At 70.9% G+C, this 15547-nt stretch carries 15 protein-coding genes and 1 pseudogene; 5 read left to right on the top strand and 11 right to left on the bottom strand.

Features of this window, described 5'->3' with window-relative positions:
* Positions 1–16: 16 nt before the first annotated feature.
* A complete protein-coding gene (locus ACWCOV_RS22215; protein ID WP_449831189.1) occupies positions 17–979 on the top strand; it encodes a DUF58 domain-containing protein in 963 nt (320 codons plus the stop codon).
* Positions 979–1932: a VWA domain-containing protein gene (locus ACWCOV_RS22210; RefSeq protein ID WP_449831188.1), complete on the top strand. Its 954-nt coding sequence runs from the start codon at positions 979–981 to the stop codon at positions 1930–1932. Before ACWCOV_RS22215 ends, ACWCOV_RS22210 begins: the two co-directional genes overlap by 1 nt.
* 108 nt (positions 1933–2040) lie before the next feature.
* On the opposite strand, the pseudogene ACWCOV_RS22205 reads toward ACWCOV_RS22210, so the two are convergent.
* From ACWCOV_RS22205 to ACWCOV_RS22170, 8 genes and pseudogenes are all read right to left on the bottom strand, one after another.
* Positions 2041–2271, bottom strand: a pseudogene (locus ACWCOV_RS22205) (glycoside hydrolase family 9 protein); the annotation flags it as partial.
* A 135-nt stretch (positions 2272–2406) separates the two neighbouring features.
* Positions 2407–2904 (bottom strand): DUF3145 domain-containing protein, encoded by a 498-nt coding sequence (locus tag ACWCOV_RS22200; protein ID WP_360520828.1) that lies wholly within the window; start codon positions 2902–2904, stop codon positions 2407–2409.
* Positions 2905–3075: 171 nt separating this feature from the next.
* Positions 3076–4503, bottom strand: coding sequence for an acyl-CoA carboxylase subunit beta (locus ACWCOV_RS22195; RefSeq protein ID WP_449831187.1), 1428 nt, complete (start codon positions 4501–4503; stop codon positions 3076–3078).
* A gap of 121 nt (positions 4504–4624) precedes the next feature.
* Entirely contained in the window at positions 4625–5860 is a 1236-nt protein-coding gene (fabF, locus tag ACWCOV_RS22190; RefSeq protein WP_449831186.1) for a beta-ketoacyl-ACP synthase II, read from the bottom strand.
* Positions 5861–5964: 104 nt separating this feature from the next.
* Positions 5965–6213, bottom strand: coding sequence for an acyl carrier protein (locus ACWCOV_RS22185; protein WP_130380551.1), 249 nt, complete (start codon positions 6211–6213; stop codon positions 5965–5967).
* Between the two features lie 85 nt (positions 6214–6298).
* Positions 6299–7297 (bottom strand): beta-ketoacyl-ACP synthase III, encoded by a 999-nt coding sequence (locus ACWCOV_RS22180; RefSeq protein WP_449831185.1) that lies wholly within the window; start codon positions 7295–7297, stop codon positions 6299–6301.
* Positions 7297–8487 (bottom strand): acyltransferase domain-containing protein, encoded by a 1191-nt coding sequence (locus tag ACWCOV_RS22175; protein WP_449831184.1) that lies wholly within the window; start codon positions 8485–8487, stop codon positions 7297–7299. The genes ACWCOV_RS22180 and ACWCOV_RS22175 overlap by 1 nt, the downstream gene beginning before the upstream one ends.
* A 78-nt stretch (positions 8488–8565) precedes the next feature.
* Complete coding sequence (locus tag ACWCOV_RS22170) at positions 8566–9762, bottom strand: PucR family transcriptional regulator (RefSeq protein WP_449831183.1); 1197 nt, start codon at positions 9760–9762, stop codon at positions 8566–8568.
* 124 nt (positions 9763–9886) lie between these two features.
* Here ACWCOV_RS22170 and ACWCOV_RS22165 point away from each other — a divergent pair, with 124 nt between their 5' ends.
* Complete coding sequence (locus tag ACWCOV_RS22165) at positions 9887–10927, top strand: PHP domain-containing protein (RefSeq protein ID WP_449831182.1); 1041 nt, start codon at positions 9887–9889, stop codon at positions 10925–10927.
* On the opposite strand, the gene ACWCOV_RS22160 is transcribed toward ACWCOV_RS22165, so the two are convergent.
* The gene (locus ACWCOV_RS22160; RefSeq protein ID WP_449831181.1) at positions 10924–11487 is read right to left on the bottom strand and encodes an ABATE domain-containing protein; all 564 of its coding nucleotides are present in this window, start codon (positions 11485–11487) and stop codon (positions 10924–10926) included. The two genes, ACWCOV_RS22165 and ACWCOV_RS22160, sit on opposite strands and share 4 nt — an antisense overlap.
* A 47-nt stretch (positions 11488–11534) precedes the next feature.
* Between ACWCOV_RS22160 and ACWCOV_RS22155 the strand changes: the two genes are divergently transcribed.
* Together ACWCOV_RS22155 and ACWCOV_RS22150 are read left to right on the top strand one after the other, a co-directional pair.
* The gene (locus ACWCOV_RS22155) at positions 11535–12221 is read left to right on the top strand and encodes a metallophosphoesterase family protein (protein ID WP_449831180.1); all 687 of its coding nucleotides are present in this window, start codon (positions 11535–11537) and stop codon (positions 12219–12221) included.
* 86 nt (positions 12222–12307) lie between these two features.
* Entirely contained in the window at positions 12308–13315 is a 1008-nt protein-coding gene (locus ACWCOV_RS22150) for a pirin family protein (RefSeq protein WP_449831179.1), read from the top strand.
* Here the strand turns inward: ACWCOV_RS22150 and ACWCOV_RS22145 are convergent.
* Both ACWCOV_RS22145 and ACWCOV_RS22140 read right to left on the bottom strand, forming a co-directional pair.
* Entirely contained in the window at positions 13281–13814 is a 534-nt protein-coding gene (locus ACWCOV_RS22145) for a hypothetical protein (protein WP_449831178.1), read from the bottom strand. The two genes, ACWCOV_RS22150 and ACWCOV_RS22145, sit on opposite strands and share 35 nt — an antisense overlap.
* 74 nt (positions 13815–13888) lie before the next feature.
* A complete protein-coding gene (locus ACWCOV_RS22140) occupies positions 13889–15517 on the bottom strand; it encodes a LuxR C-terminal-related transcriptional regulator (protein ID WP_449831177.1) in 1629 nt (542 codons plus the stop codon).
* Between the last annotated feature and the right edge of the window lie 30 nt (positions 15518–15547).

The following is a 15547-nucleotide window of genomic DNA, read 5'->3' as shown; positions in this document are numbered from 1 at the left end:
AGACCCGCGGGCTGCGATGACGATCTCGCAGCTCGCTCCCGAGCGCGCACTGCGGCGGCTCGAGCTGACCGTCGTACGGCGCCTGGAGGGGTACCTGCACGGTGAGCACCTCGGCCTGCTGCCCGGTCCCGGCACCGAGCTGGCCGAAGCCCGCGAGTACCAGGTCGGCGACGACGTACGGCGGATGGACTGGGCGGTGACCGCGCGTACGACGGTGCCGCACGTGCGGGACCTGATCGCGGACCGTGAGCTGGAGACGTGGGCCCTGGTCGACCTGTCGGCCTCGATGGACTTCGGTACGTCGCAGCTCGAGAAGCGGGAGCTGGCAGTCGCAGCTGTGGCGACGGTCGGGTTCCTCACCCATCGGCTGGGCGACCGGTTCGGCGGGCTGATGCTGCGTGACTCGGCGCTGCGGCGTTGGCCGGCGCGGTCCGGGCGGCTGGCGCTGTACGGGCTGCTCCGGGCGCTGCTGGCCGAGCAGGTGAACGGCGATCAGGAGGCGCACCGCAGCGACCTGGCGGCGGCGCTGGAGTCGATGGCCCGCACGCAGCGCAAGCGTGGGCTCCGGGTGATCGTGTCCGACTTCCTGACCCCGGAGGACAGCGAGATCGACCCCCGCATGGAGCCGTCCTGGGAGCGGGCGATGCGCAAGCTGACCGCGCAGCACCAGGTGCTCGCGGTCGAGATCGTGGACCCGCGCGAGCTGGAGATGCCGAACATCGGCGTCGTGCTGGTCGGCGACCCCGAGACCGGTGCGGTGCGCGAGATCGACACCCGGCGGCGCAAGGTGCGGGAGGCGTTCGCGACCGCGGCCCTGGCGCAACGGGAACGAACCAGGACCGCTTTGCGTAGGGTAGGTGCGGGGCACCTCGTCCTCAGGACCGACCGGGACTGGGTCGCCGACACGGTGCGGTTCGTGCTGGCCTACCGGCGGGTCGCGCCCCGCCTGCACCAACCGCCGAAGGGAGTGGCTCGCTGATGGAGTTCCTGTCTCCCGGGCGGCTGTGGTTCCTGCTGATCATCCCGGTCGTGGTCGCGGGCTACATCTTCCTGCAGCACCGCCGGGCGCAGTACGCGCTGCGGTTCACCAACATCGCGCTGCTCGACCGGGTCGCGCCGCGGCGCCCGCAGTGGCGGCGGCACCTGGCCGTCGTACTGGCGCTGCTGGCGGCGTTCTCGTGCATCGTGGCGTTCGCGCAGCCCAAGGACGAGGTGAAGGTGCCGCGCGAGCGGGCCACCATCGTGGTCGCGATCGACGTGTCACTGTCGATGATGGCCACCGACATCGAGCCGAACCGGCTGGAGGCGGCGAAGAAGTCGGCGAAGAACTTCATCAACCAGCTGCCGGGCAAGTTCAACGTGGCCCTGGTCAACTTCGCCGGTACGGCGTCGATCATCGTGCCGCCGACCACCGACCGGGCCACGGTACTGCGCTCGGTGGACGGGCTGGAGCTGGCCGAGTCGACCGCCACCGGTGAGGGCATCTTCACCTCGCTGCAGGCGCTCACCCAGGTCCCACCGGACCCGGACCACCCGAACGACCCGGCCCCGGCGCGCATCGTGCTGCTCTCGGACGGCAAGCGGACGGTCGGCCGGACCGCCCAGGAGGGCGCGCAGGCCGCGAAGGCGAGGAACACGCCGGTCTACACGATCTGCTTCGGCACCGACTCCGGCTTCATCGAGATGGACGGCATCCGGCAGCGGGTGCCACCGGACCGCGCCGAGCTGCGCAGCGTCGCCGAGATCAGCGGCGGCGAGGCGTACACGGCGGAGTCGGCCGGCGAGCTCGAGGACGTCTACAAGGACATCGGCTCCTCGGTCGGTTACGACGAGGTGGACAAGGAAGTCACCGCCCGCTTCGCCGGCATCGCGATGCTCTTCACCCTGGCCGCCGCCGGCGCCTGCATCGCCCTGGCCTCCCGCTTCCCGTGACCTTCTGAACCTGAGAACGCCCGCGCGACTCGTCGCGCGGGCGTTTTGCGTTTCAGGCCTGGTTGTCGGCGGTGAGCCAGGTACGGCGACGGGGCCCGGGTTCAGCGAGTGCGCCCGGAAGCGGTGGTGCTGGTTGTGGCTGGACCGCTCGCCGTAGCCGGTGACGTAGCACGTGCCGACCGCGTTCCGGCCGAGCAGGTAGTCGAGTGACTCCAGGGCCGCCGAGCGGTTGGCTGATCGCGCGCGTCCACGTAGGACGCACGAAGGGCGCGAACCCTGAGGTTCGCGCCCTCCACGTGGTGCGGCCGCTGTTTGCGACAACCGGGGGTGTCCCGACACCCGGTGGCCCAGCGGCCACGGCCCCTCCCACCCTGGTGAGATGTCTGATGCTCAGTCTTGGCGAAAAGTTCGAGGAAGTCCTTACCTTTCACGGCTTTCTTCTGAAGTTCTCAGGTTCCGCTCAGCCATGAGAGCTCAGACGACCTGGTGCAGCCAGCGCACCGGCGCGCCGTCGCCGGCGTAGCGGAACGGCTCGAGCTCGTCGTCCCACGGCCGGCCCAGCAAACGTTCGACCTCCTCGGCCAGGTCCGCCTCGCCGGTGGCCGCCTTCAGCATCGCTGCCTTCAGCCGCTCCTCCGGCACCATGATGTCGCCGTGCACCCCGGTGGTCGCGTGGAAGACGCCGAGCGTGGGCGTGAACGAGTACCGCTCACCCTCGACACCGTTGCTCGGCTCCTCGGTCACCTCGAACCGGAGCTTCTGCCACCCGCGCAGCGCGGACGCCAGCTTCGCCGCGGTCCCGGCCTCGGCCTGCCAGGACAGCTCGGCCCGGTAGGTGCCCTGAGCCGCGGGCTGGGGCGTCCAGTCCAGTTTCACGGGCACGCCAAGTACGCCGCCCGCGGCCCACTCGACATGCGGGCACAACGCTGACGGCACCGTGTGGACGTAAAGAACGCCACGAGTCGTCGCCACCGGGACCTCCTGTGCTCGAGGGGCGCCTTCCCCAGCGTTCTCGAACACCCGCTCGTCGATCCCGGCGGACTACTCGTACATCTTGCACCACGGCCCCCACCAACACCAGTAACCTCGCCGTGTCAACCACATCACTGTCGTGTCGCGGCCCGGATCCGGCCACCGGACACGTCAGAGCGGGATGTTGCCGTGCCGGCCGCGGACCCGGCCGGCTGCCTCGGCGTCGAGGATGGCGGCGGCCAGCGCGGAGCGGGTCTTGGCGGGGTCGACGACCTCGTCGACGACGCCGATCTCGCGGGCGCGTTCGATGCCACCGGCAATTTTCTCGTGCTCGGCGGCCAGCTCGGCCTCGACCTGGGGCCGGAGCTCGGGTTCGACCTCGGCGAGCTTGCGCCGGTGCAGCACCCGGATCGCCGCGACCGCGCCCATCACCGCGACCTCGGCCCGCGGCCACGCGAACACCCGGGTCGCGCCGAGCGACCGGGCGTTCATCGCGATGTAGGCGCCGCCGTACGTCTTCCGGGTCACCAGCGTCACCCGCGGCACGACGCTCTCCGCGAACGCGTGCAGCAGCTTCGCGCCTCGCCGTACGACGCCGTCCCACTCCTGACCGACACCGGGCAGGTACCCGGGTACGTCGACCAGCACCACGATCGGGACCCCGAAGGCGTCGCACATCCGCACGAACCGCGATGCCTTCTCAGCGGATAGAGCGTCGAGGCAACCACCCAGCCGGAGCGGGTTGTTCGCGATCACACCGACGGTCCGCCCGCCGAGCCGGCCGAGCGTGGTGACGATGTTCGGCGCCCACCGCCGGTGCAGTTCGACGGAGGTGTCCTCGTCGAGCACCCCTCCGACCAGCGGATGGACGTCGTACGCACGCTTGGCCGACTCCGGCAGGAAACCGGACAGATCGGTGTCCGGTACGTCGGTCGCGACCGACCCCTGGTTCGCGAGCAGGTCCGCGAGCCGGCGGGCCTCGTGCAGGGCGGCCGCCTCGGAGTCGGTGGTGATGTGGACGACCCCGGAGCGCCGTCCGTGCGGCTCGGGGCCGCCGAGGCGCAGCATGTCGACGTCCTCACCGGTCACGGACCGAACCACGTCCGGACCGGTGACGAAGATCCGTCCCTCCGGGCCGAGGACGACGATGTCGGTCAGCGCCGGACCGTACGCCGCGCCACCTGCGGCCGGGCCGAGGACGACGGAGATCTGCGGGATCTTCCCCGAGGCCTGCGTCATCGTGTAGAAGATCTTGCCGACCGCGTGCAGGCTCAGCACACCTTCGGCCAGGCGGGCGCCGCCGGAGTGCCAGAGCCCGATGATCGGCAACTCCTCGCGGCGGGCCACCTCGTAGGCCTGGACCACGACCTCGCAGCCCTCGTCGCCCATCGCGCCACCCATCACGGTGGCGTCCGAGCAGAAGGCGATGACCGCCGCGCCCTCGATGGTCCCGCGCGCCGCGAGCATCCCGCACAGGTTGTCCGGCGTGATCAACTCCAGACCGCCCTCATCGAGCAGTTCAGTCAGCCGGGCGACCGGGTTCCGCGGGTCGTCCTCGCGGGGGAGTTTGGCGGGTTTGGGCGGGGCAGCGCTGGTCATGGGGCCTCCCGGCCTGGACTGAGGAGCGGAGCGACGAGGGAAGGCCGGGAGTCACAGCCCCATGACCCGCCGCGCCGGAGGCGTGGCATCAAGAGAGTCATGGAGCCTCCGGGTGTTGGAATTACACCGTTTTGAAGGCGATGGCGGCGTTGTGGCCGCCGAAGCCGAAGGAGTTGTTCAGTGCCGCGATGTCCCCGTCGGCCAGCTTGCGCTGCTCCGTCGCGACGTCCAGCTCGATCTGGTCGTCGAGCTTGTCCACGTTGATGGTCGGCGGCGACACCCGGTGGTGCAGCGCGAGCACGGTCGCGATCGACTCGACCGCGCCGGCCGCGCCGAGCAGGTGCCCGATCATCGACTTCGGCGCGGTGGCGACCGCGTGGTCGGCCTCCTTGCCGAGCGCCTGCCGGATCGCCAGCGACTCCGCGATGTCGCCCTGCGGGGTCGAGGTGGCGTGCGCGTTGATGTGGAAGATGTCGGCCGGGGTCAGGTCGCCCTCGGCCAGCGCCCGCTCCATCGCCCGCCGCGCTCCGGACCCGGTCGGGTCGGGCTGCGCGATGTCGTGACCGTCGGCGGAAATGCCGGCACCGGCCAGCTCCGCGTAGATCTTCGCGCCACGCGCCTTGGCGTGCTCGTACGACTCCAGCACCAGGATTCCGGCGCCCTCACCCAGCAGGAAGCCGTCCCGGTCCACGTCCCACGGCCGCGACGCCTTCTCCGGGTCGTCGTTGCGCTTGCTCAGCGCCTGCATCATGCCGAACGCCGCCAGCGGCAGCGCCATGATCGCGCCCTCGGTCCCACCGGCCAGTACGACGTCCGCGCGGCCGAGCCGGATCTGGTCGAGGCCGAGCGCGATCGCCTCGTTGCCGGAGGCACAGGCCGAGACCGGGGTGTGCACGCCGGCCTTGGCGCCGAACTCCAGGCTCACGTACGCGGCGGACGAGTTCGGCATCAGCATCGGGATCGCCAGCGGCGACACCCGGCGCGGGTTGGACTTCAGCGCGTCGTAGTTGGCCAGCGTGGTGTGCAGGCCGCCGATACCGGAGGCGCAGGCGACACCCAGGCGCTCCTTGTCCAGCCCGGAGTCCTCCAGGCCGGCGTCGGCCCAGGCCTCACGAGCGGCCACGACGGCCAGCTGCGCGTTGCGGTCGAGCCGCCGGGCCTTGACCCGCTCGATCACCTCGGTCGGCTCGACCGCGGCCGGGGCCGCGATCTGGACCGCCAGGTTCTGCACCCACTCGTCGGTCAGCCGCCGCGCGCCGGAGCGCCCGGCCAGCAACCCTTCCCAGGTGCTGGAGACGTCACCCCCGAGCGGGGTCGTGGCTCCGAGCCCGGTGATGACGACTCGGGTCTTCGACATGGTTACCTCATCCTTCAGAGTTCGGGGATCCGGTCAACGAGGGGTGTTGCTGGTGCTCGCCGGACCAGGCCCGGCGAGCATCGGCCAGCGCAAAGCGGGGTCTGTCAGCCGTTCTGGGCGCGCTCGATGAACGCGACCGCGTCGCCGACGGTCTTCAGGTTCTTCACCTCGTCGTCGGGGATCTTCACGTCGAACTTCTCCTCGGCGGCCACCACGACCTCCACCATGGAGAGCGAGTCGACGTCGAGGTCGTCGGTGAAGGACTTGTCCAGCTGGACGTCCTCGACCGGGATGCCGGCGATCTCGTTCACGATCTCGGCGAGGCTGGAACGGATCTCTTCGGTGCTGGCCATGTTCTTGGTTTCCCTTTCGGAGTTTCTCTGGCTTGCTACAGCCGGGCCGGCCACCTGAGCCGGCCCGGACAACTATGGGGGAGTACTACGGCAGCCGGATGACCTGGGCGGCGTACACCAACCCGGCGCCGAAGCCGATGATGAGGGCGAGATCGCCGCTCTTGGCCTCGCCGGCCTCGCGCATCGCGGTGATCGCGAGCGGGATCGACGCGGCCGAGGTGTTGCCCTGCCGCTCGATGTCGCGCGCCACCTTGACCTGCTCGGGCAGTTTCAGCGTCCGCCGCATCGCGTCGGTGATCCGCATGTTGGCCTGGTGCGGCACGAACAGGTCGAGGTCCTCGGCCTTCACGCCCGCCACGTCGAGCGCCTGCTGCGCGGTCTTCGCCATCTCGAACGACGCCCACCGGAACACCGGGTTGCCGTCCATCTCCAGGTGCGGCCAGTTGGAGCTGCCGACCGCCTCCTGCCAGGACTCCTTCTGGCTGATCACCTCGTGCTGGGTCCCGTCGGAACCCCACACGACCGGGCCGATCCCCGGCTCGTCGGCCGGTCCGACCACCGCGGCGCCGGCGCCGTCGGCGAAGATGAACGCCGTCCCGCGGTCGGTCCGGTCGGTGAGGTCGCTGAGCCGCTCGACGCCGATCGCCAGCACGTACTTCGCGGAGCCGCCCCGAACCATGTCGTTGCCCAGCGCGATGCCGTAGCAGAAGCCCGCGCAGGCGGCGGAGACGTCGAACGCGGCCGCGGTCGGCGCACCGACCTCGACGGCGACCCGGGTCGCGATCGCCGGGGTCTGGTACAGGTGCGTGACGGTGGAGACGATGACGCAGCCGATCTGGGCCGGGTCGATCCCGGACTCCTTCAGCGCGTCCTTGGCGGCGTTCACCGACATCATCAGGACGGTCTCGTCGGCGCTGGCCCAGCGCCGCTCCTTGATCCCGGAGCGGGTCTGGATCCACTCGTCACTGGAGTCGATGTGCTCCAGGATCTCCGAGTTCGGCACGACCCGGCGCGGCCGGTACGACCCGATCCCGAGGACGGCGGCGTACGTCGTACCCGTCGAGGGGGTGATCGTGGCACTCATCAGTTGCCTCCGTTGGGGTGCAGGCGGACCAGCGGCTGCCCGGGGGAGACCGGGTCGCCTTCCTCGACCAGCCACTCGACGACGATGCCGCCGTGCGGCGCCTGGACGTCGAGCTCGTCGCGCAGGCTCTGTACCTTCGCGACCACCTCGCCGGCCTCGACCGAGTCACCGGCCTCGCGCGGGGTCTGCCCGGCGCGGGTGAAGGTGCCCTTCATCGGCGCGACCAGCAGCCGCCAGGTCGGCGAGGCGTCGATCTCGGACGGGCTGCCGTGCTTGTCGACGAACGCGCGGGCGTCGTCCAGCTGGTCCGGAGTCTTGAGCGCGAAGGTTTCCACGCCCTTGAGCGCGCGCTTCGCGATCCCGGTCAGCGTGCCGGCCGGCGGCAACTCCAGGATGCCGGTCACCTGCAGGTCGGCCATCGTCTGCATGCACAGGTCCCAGCGGACCGGCGAGTTGACCTGGGTGACGAGCCGGTTCAGCGCCTCGCGGCCGTCGTGCACGACCTGGCCGTCGCGGTTCGAGATCAGCCGGGTCCGCGGGTCGTGGGTGCTGATCGCGGTCGCGTACTTCGCCAGCGTCTGGACGGCCGGCTCCATGTGCTTGGTGTGGAACGCGCCGGCCACCGACAGCGGGATCAGCCGGGCCTTGGCCGGCGGGTCCTCGGCGAACGCGGCCAGCTCCTCGACCGTGCCGGCGGCGACGATCTGGCCGGGGCCGTTGTCGTTCGCGGGGGTCAGGCCGTGCTCGGCCAGCTTGGCCAGGATCTCGTCCCGGTCGCCGCCGAGGACGGCGGTCATCGAGGTGGCGGTCAGCGCCGACGCGGCGGCCATCGCCTTGCCGCGCTCGCGGACCAGCACCATCGCCTGCTCGGCGCTGAGCACGCCGGTGCCGGCCGCGGCCGCGATCTCACCGACGCTGTGCCCGGCGACGGCGCCCACCTTGGTGAACGCGTCGGACGGGTGCGGGAAGACCGCCAGGGCGGCCAGCATGCTGGAGGCGACCAGCAGCGGCTGCGCGACCGCGGTGTCCCGGATGGTGTCCGCGTCGGCCTTGGTGCCGTAGTGGGCGAGGTCGAGGCCGGCCACCGCGGAGAGCCAGTTCAGCCGGCTCTCGAACGCGGGATCCGCCAGCCACGGCTCGAGGAAACCTGGGGTCTGGGCACCCTGACCGGGCGCGACGATGACGAGCACGTGACAACTCTCCCTGAGCCGGGCCGTCCGTGGGCCGGAATGCAGCACGAATTCTACCGGCCCGTCTTTGTAGGTATCCTACAAAACGGTGCTTCCGGGCTCCGGGTTGAGCAGGCGGCCCAAGGCCAGTGCGACACGCAACGTGAAAGCGTCGCGGGGATTGAGCGGCGAGTAGCCCGTGATCTCGCCCACACGCTTCAGGCGGTACCGGACAGTATTCGGGTGGATGAACAGCACGCGAGCGGTCGCCTCGATCGATCCACCAGAGTCCAGGTACGCCGACACTGTGTCGAGCAGCACCCCACCGCCTATTGTGAGCGGGCCGTAGACGTCGGAAGCTAGTTGCCGGCGGGCGTGGCCGTCTCCGGAGAGTGACCGCTCCGGGAGTAGCTCGTCGGCCTGCACAGGTCGCGGGGCTGCCGGCCAGGCCGGCGCCGCGCGGAGACCGGCTACGGCCGCCCGGGCGGACGTCACGGCCGCCATCAGGTCTTTCACCACCGGTCCGACGACGATCGGGCCCGGTCCAAACCATTGGGCCAGGTTTTGTACGATCTCGACAGGTTTACTCGTACCACCGAGTACCACCACCAGGCGGTCGCCCTGCATCGCGCACAGAGCGTCAGCGCCGGCCTCCCGCGCCGCGTGCCGGACCAGGTCGGCGACGTTGGCGCTGCCCGGCTCCGACTCCGGCGCCCGGCCGACGACCACGGCCACCTCGGAGGATCCCGTCGTACCGGCTCCGGTCCAGCCGAGGGCGGACGCGCGGGAGCGGACCGACTCGTCGGCCTCGCCGCGGATCACCGAGTCGACGACGAGCGCTTCGAGCCGGGCGTCCCAGGCGCCGCGCATCTCCGCGGCCTGGGCGTAGACGGTGGCGGCGGCGAACGCGACCTCGCGGGCGTAGCGCTGCATCGCCTCGCGGACCACCGGCACGTCCTCGGCCGGGAGCAGGTCGCCGATGGTGTTCTCGATCATCTCGATCGTGGTGCGCAGCAGCTCGACGGTCTGGTGCAGCGAGATCACCCGGGTGAACTCCCGCGGCGCCGAGCCGAACATCCGGGTCGGCATCGACGAGTGCGCCTCGGGATCGCGGAACCAGTCGACGAACGCGGTGATACCGGACTGGGCGACCAGGCCGATCCAGGACCGGTCCTGCGCGGACAGCTTGCGGAACCAGGGCAGCTGCTCGTCCATCGCGGCCATCGCGGCGGTGGCCAGCGCACCGGTCGCGCCCTGCAGCCGCTCGGCTCGCGCGAGATGCCCCTTCTTCGCCACCCCTCGACTGTAGTGGCGGACCGCCAGGCCATCACAACGGCGCCACATCCGCCGATCCCGGCGTGGCCGATCGCCGGCCGCGCGATTGCGATGGCCTGGGGGTCCGCGCTGACATGATGGGCAGATGACGGACAAGGCAGGCGTGGCGGATGCGATCGCGGCGCTGCGGGCGATCGGGTACTACCTCGAGCGTGACCGGCAGCCGACCCACCGAGTGAAGGCGTACCGGCGGGCGGCCGACACGATCGCGGCGCTGCCGGCGACCGAGGTGCGGGCCCGGCGCCGGGCCGGGACGCTGACCGAGCTGCCCGGGATCGGGCCGAAGACCGAGGCCGTCATCGTCGAGGCGATGGACGGCAGCACTCCGGCGTACCTGGTCAAGCTGGAGGAGGCGGCCGGTGAGCTGACCGCGGCCGGCAAGCGGATGCGCGAGGCGCTGCAGGCCGACCTGCACCTGCACTCGGAGTGGTCCGACGGCGGCAGCCCGATCGAGGAGATGGCGCGTACGGCGTACCGCCTGGGGCACAAGTACATCGCCCTGACCGACCACTCGGCGCGGCTCCAGGTCGCCAACGGACTGTCTCGCGAACGCCGGCTGCAGCAGCTCGAGGTGGTCGCCGAGCTGAACAAGAGGCTGGCCGACGAGCTCAACGGGTTCACGATCCTGAACGGCATCGAGGTCGACATCCTGGAGGACGGCTCGCTCGACTGCGACAGCGAGATCCTGGCCCGGCTCGACCTCGTGGTCGCCAGCGTGCACTCGAAGCTGCGGATGGCCGCCGGGCCGATGACCGAGCGGATGGTCCGGGCGATCGCGAACCGGCACGTCGACATCCTCGGCCACTGCACCGGCCGGCTGATCACTGGTGGCCGGGGGACGCGACCCGAGTCCGAGTTCGACGCCGAGGTGGTGTTCGAGGCCTGCCGCCAATTCGGTACGGCGGTGGAGATCAACTCCCGCCCGGAGCGGTTGGACCCGCCCAAGCGACTGCTGTCCCTCGCGGTCGAGATGGACTGCGTCTTCTCGATCGACACCGACGCCCACGCGCCGGGCCAGCTCGACTGGCAGGTCTACGGCTGCGAGCGCGCCGAGGACTGCGGCGTCACCCCCGACCGCGTCATCAACACCTGGGACCAGGAGAAGCTGCGCGGCTGGGTCAACTAGCGGTGGCGCGCTGCGTGGCGCGCGACTCGAGCACGGTTGCCGCAGGACTGCTTGCACCACTGCTGCTTACCGTGGCTCTGGACGAAGTAGCGGACGCAGCGGGGAGCCTGGCAACTGCGGAGGCGCCTGCCCAGCGGACCGGTGAGGAAGTCGGTCACCGCGAGCGCGAGACAGCCGAGGACGAGCGCGTCACCTCGGCTTGTGGTGGTACGGCGTACCTCTAGTGAGCCGCTGGTCAGGTCGACCTCGCTGGACAGCTGCAGACCGGCGATCGCCTCCGTCAGCAGCCCGCCGGCCTTGGATGCGGTCATCAGGTTCGCGGCGTCCGCGCGGCTCGGCGGAGCAGGGGACACGGTCGCGGCGAAAGCTGCGCGGGCCGCCCGGCGAAGCTCTCTCACCCGCGTCGCATCGACGCGCGCCCTCGGCCAGCGTTCCGCGATCCAGGCCGCGAGTTGCTCGTCGGTCTCGAGGTCGTCCGCCACGCCGCCGTCGCCGTCGTGCCGGATCGTGCTGACGAACGCCAGGGCGAGTTCGCCGTCGGCGCCGCTGTCCAGGATCATGGACATACCCTAACGGATAATCTTGGTTATGCATTAGCCTCCCGGTCATGACTCTCACAGTTCTTCACCTCAGCGACCCCCATCTGACCGCGGACCCCGGATCGAGCGAGCGGCTGCGGCAGGTCCTGGACCTTCCCGCATCGCGCCGGCCGGATGCGGTCGTCGTGACCGGCGATATCGCCGATCACGGCCTGCCGGAGGAGTACGACGTCTTCGCCGCCGCGATGACCGGGCAGCCGCCGTGGCTCGCCGTACCGGGGAACCACGACGATCCGGAGACGCTGCGCAAGGTGCTCGGGCAGGACGAGTGCCCGGTCCTCGACGTGGGGCCGGTGCGGGTGATCGGGCTCGACGTCATCGTCCCTGGCGAGGACCACGGCTTCCTCCGCCCCGAGACCGCTGACCTTGTCGTGGCCGCCGCCGCGGGCGCGGAGCGAGTCGTGCTCGCGTTCCATCAGCCGCCGGTGCCGATCGGGCACGCGTACGCCGACACGATGCCGCTGACCAACCCGGACGCACTGGTCGAGCTCACCCGTCGCGTGCCGCCCGTGGTCGCGATCCTCTGCGGACACGTGCACACCGCGGTCGCGTCCTCCCTCGACGGCATCCCCGTGCTCGGCGCGCCCCGGGCATCGCGTCCACGCTCGCGATCGACCCGGACCGGCGCCCCCGCACCCTCGGCGACGTCCCGCCCGGCCTTGCCCTGCACCAGATCGCCGCGGACGGACGGCTGACGACGACTTTCCACCCGGGTAGTGCGGCTGTGCCGGACCCGTAGGTAGTTGTTTCTGACTCTGGTGCACGGGACTAGATTTTCTCCATGAGCGATCTGGAGAAGGACCCGGCGGAGATCGTGAGTGTCTGTGGCGACGGTGGACCCGTGCTGGAGTTCCTCGAGCCGCGTGAGGTGATCCTCGGCCGGACGACGAAGGTGCGGCGGTTGCTGCCGAACAAGAACCGCCGGATGGTCGGCGCGTGGTGCTTCGTCGACCACTACGGTCCGGACGACATCAGCCAGCGCGTCGACTCGTACGACGTGCCGGGGGACCGCGGGATGCAGGTCCCGCCGCACCCGCACACCAGCCTGCAGACGGTGAGCTGGCTGTTCGAGGGCGAGATCGAGCACCGCGACAGCGTCGGGTCGCACGCGATGGTCCGCCCAGGCGAGCTCAACATCATGACCGCCGGCAACGGCATCGCCCACTCCGAGGTCTCCACCCCGGACGCTCCGCCGATGCTGCACGGCGCGCAACTGTGGGTCGCGCTGCCGGACTCCGTTCGTACGACGACCCCGCCCGCCTTCAACGCGTACGCCGACCTGCCGTCGATCGACTTCGACGGCGCCCGCGCCACCGTGATGGTCGGCACCGTGGCCGGGGTGACCTCACCGGCGCCGGCGTACACCCCGCTCGTCGGCGCAGACATCACCATCGACCCGGGGCGCACCTTGACGCTCCCGCTGACGCCGTCGAACGAGTACGCCGTACTGGTCGTCGACGGATCGCTCACGGTCGGGGAGCTGACGCCGTCGTTCGGGGAGATGGCCTACCTCGGCTCCGAGCGGGAATCCGTCGACCTGGTTGCCTCCGACAACGGTGTCCGGTTCCTGCTGCTCGGCGGCGAGCCGTTCGAGGAGCAGCTGGTGATGTGGTGGAACTTCATCGGCCGCACCCACGACGAGATCGTCGCCGCCCGCGACGCCTGGCAGGAGGCGATCGCCGCCGGCGGCACCGACCGCTTCCCGATGGTGCCCGGGTACGACGGCGCTGCGCTGCCGGCCCCGGCGTTGCCGGCTACCGTGCTGAAACCACGGCCACGGGCGCGCTGACCCGGCGGCGGTAGTACGCCCAGGTGAGGACGAGGAGGGACGGGCCCCAGAGCTGGAGCGGGGCGTAGCAGGCGATCATCAGCGTGGCCCAGGCCGGGGTGGCGAACGGGATGAACTCGTCGCTGAAGACGTCGCGGAAGCCGTACGTCCAGATCGCGATCAGGGCCAGCGAACCCAGGACCGCCGGGACGATGGCGGCCCACGGGTTCACCCGGCGGCCGCCGATCCACGGGATCCGGCGCGGCGCGACCTCACCCCACGGCTTGACCAGGCCGAAGGCGATCAGGGCGACCGCCTCGGAGAAGATCGACAGGAAGACGATGTAGACCTTCTCGGCGGTGTCGACCACGTACATCGGATGGCCGGCGTCGTCGAGGACGCCCATCGACGACCCGGCGACCAGCCCCAGCCGCCACACGCCGGACGGCAGCGTCATCAGCGGGATCGCGTGGGCGAGCCGGTAGGCCCACCGGGGGACGGGGCGCTCAGTCGTGTTCACTCAGCCGAGCATCCACCGCGGGCCGCGCGTAAACCTCACCCGTGAGAGTGAATCGATTCCCTCCGGAGAGCGTTTCAGAGCAGGTCGTGGTCGCGCGCGTACGCGGCCGCCGCGGTCCGCGACGGCACCTCGAGCTTGGTGAAGATGTTGGTCAGGTGCCGGGCGACCGTCTTGTCGCTCAGCACCAGGCGCTGCGCGATCTCGGTATTGCTGTTGCCCGAAGCAACCAGGCGGAGCACCTCGAGCTCGCGTCCGGTCAGCCCGCCGGCCGTCTCGCGGTGCAGCAGCTTCTCGACCTCCTGCCGGGCCGGCGCGGTGCCGAGCTCCTCGAACGACCGCATCGCCGCAACCAGCTCGGCCGACGCCGAGTCCTCGTCGCCGAGCAGCCGGAACGCCCGTCCGACCAGCACCTTCGACCGCGCGACGTCGTACGGCGCCTGCAGGCCACTCCACAGCTGTGTCGCCGATCGGGCATGCGGCAACGCCCGCTCGGACTCGTCGGCCGCGAGCGCCACCAGGCTCTCGCAGTACGCCGCCATGGCGCGCAGCCCCGAACATCCGAAGCGGCTTGCGACATCACTCAACTCGGCTGCGACCGCCACCGCCTCCTCGAGATGCCCGCCCACCAGGAACACCTCCACCGCCGCCGGCAGCAGCCGTGCTCGGTGGACCGGATCACCGGCCTCGGACAACAACCGCCGTACGGTGGCGACGGCTCCCGGCGTTCGGCCGCGAGCGAGCAGCAACAGCGCACGACCCGGCTGGGGCTCATACCCGTAGCTCGCGGCTTTCTCGTAGGCAGTCTCGGCCGCCGCGTAGTCGCCCCGGATCCGCAGCACGTCGCCGGCTTCGCTCAGCGCGAGACCCGCGGCCCCGAGCGCCCCGGTGTCCGCATAGCGCTTGCAGGCCCGGTCGAACTCGTCGAGCGCCGGCCCGAAGGCTCCGCGCAGCCGCAGGATCTGACCACGGTGTACGGCGCACTGTCCGGTGTACGGGACGAGATCCGGCTGGCTGTCGCACCACCGCGTCAGCGCAGTCGTCCACTCGGACGCGCGGTCGAAGTCCAGCACCTCCTGGCAGCCCTCGATCATCGCGCAGTACACGTTGCCGGAGACGATCGGCGACACCTCTCCGGCGGCGACGCCGACCATCGCCTCGTCCATCTGGGCAAGCCCCTCCGGCACCCGGCCCGTGTACAGCAGCAGCCGGCCCTGAGCGATCAGGCCCAGCGCGAGCAAGTCCGGCTCCCCGAACCTGCGCGCCGCCTCGGTGACCTCAGCGGCGGCGCGGTCCGCCTCGGCGAAGTCACCCTGCCCCAGACTCCGGAAGAACGCGGTCAGACGCAGGTAGCCCCGCTCCACGACGTCCTCGGGGTACTCGGCCAGCAGCCGCTCGGCTCGGGCGGCCCAACCGCCGGCGACCGCCATCTCGCCCCGGAGGCTGAGCACCAGCGAGAGCCAGAAGGCGAACCGGACCGCGCCCGGGATCTCACCGCGGTCGACCTGCAGCCGGAAGCCGCGCTGCAAGGCCCGGACGCAGGCGTCGTTGTCGCCGACCAGGTACGCCGCGGTGCCGAGCGCCAACAGGTCGTCCGGGCCCAGCGCGGTGTCCGCGCCGCCGGCCGACAGCCGGTCGTAGGCCACCGCCCAGTCGCGTCGCTCGAACGCCGCCCGGGCCCTCTCGAGATCGTCGACAATCCCCATCACACGGCTCCCACTCGCGAGCATGCGCGC

This window comes from Kribbella sp. NPDC002412 (assembly GCF_053592935.1).
The sequence above is the reverse complement of the archived record's forward strand: the minus strand, read 5'-3'. Positions and strand labels throughout refer to the sequence as shown.

Excerpts from the sequence above, each read along its gene's own strand:
- ACWCOV_RS22215 (WP_449831189.1), top strand. The coding sequence starts at position 17 with ATGACGATCTCGCAGCTCGCTCCCGAGCGCGCACTGCGGCGGCTCGAG.
- ACWCOV_RS22210 (WP_449831188.1), top strand. The coding sequence starts at position 979 with ATGGAGTTCCTGTCTCCCGGGCGGCTGTGGTTCCTGCTGATCATCCCG.
- ACWCOV_RS22195 (WP_449831187.1), bottom strand. The coding sequence starts at position 4,503 with ATGACCAGCGCTGCCCCGCCCAAACCCGCCAAACTCCCCCGCGAGGAC.
- fabF (WP_449831186.1), bottom strand. The coding sequence starts at position 5,860 with ATGTCGAAGACCCGAGTCGTCATCACCGGGCTCGGAGCCACGACCCCG.
- ACWCOV_RS22185 (WP_130380551.1), bottom strand. The coding sequence starts at position 6,213 with ATGGCCAGCACCGAAGAGATCCGTTCCAGCCTCGCCGAGATCGTGAAC.
- ACWCOV_RS22180 (WP_449831185.1), bottom strand. The coding sequence starts at position 7,297 with ATGAGTGCCACGATCACCCCCTCGACGGGTACGACGTACGCCGCCGTC.
- ACWCOV_RS22165 (WP_449831182.1), top strand. The coding sequence starts at position 9,887 with ATGACGGACAAGGCAGGCGTGGCGGATGCGATCGCGGCGCTGCGGGCG.
- ACWCOV_RS22160 (WP_449831181.1), bottom strand. The coding sequence starts at position 11,487 with ATGATCCTGGACAGCGGCGCCGACGGCGAACTCGCCCTGGCGTTCGTC.
- ACWCOV_RS22155 (WP_449831180.1), top strand. The coding sequence starts at position 11,535 with ATGACTCTCACAGTTCTTCACCTCAGCGACCCCCATCTGACCGCGGAC.
- ACWCOV_RS22150 (WP_449831179.1), top strand. The coding sequence starts at position 12,308 with ATGAGCGATCTGGAGAAGGACCCGGCGGAGATCGTGAGTGTCTGTGGC.
- ACWCOV_RS22140 (WP_449831177.1), bottom strand. The coding sequence starts at position 15,517 with ATGGGGATTGTCGACGATCTCGAGAGGGCCCGGGCGGCGTTCGAGCGA.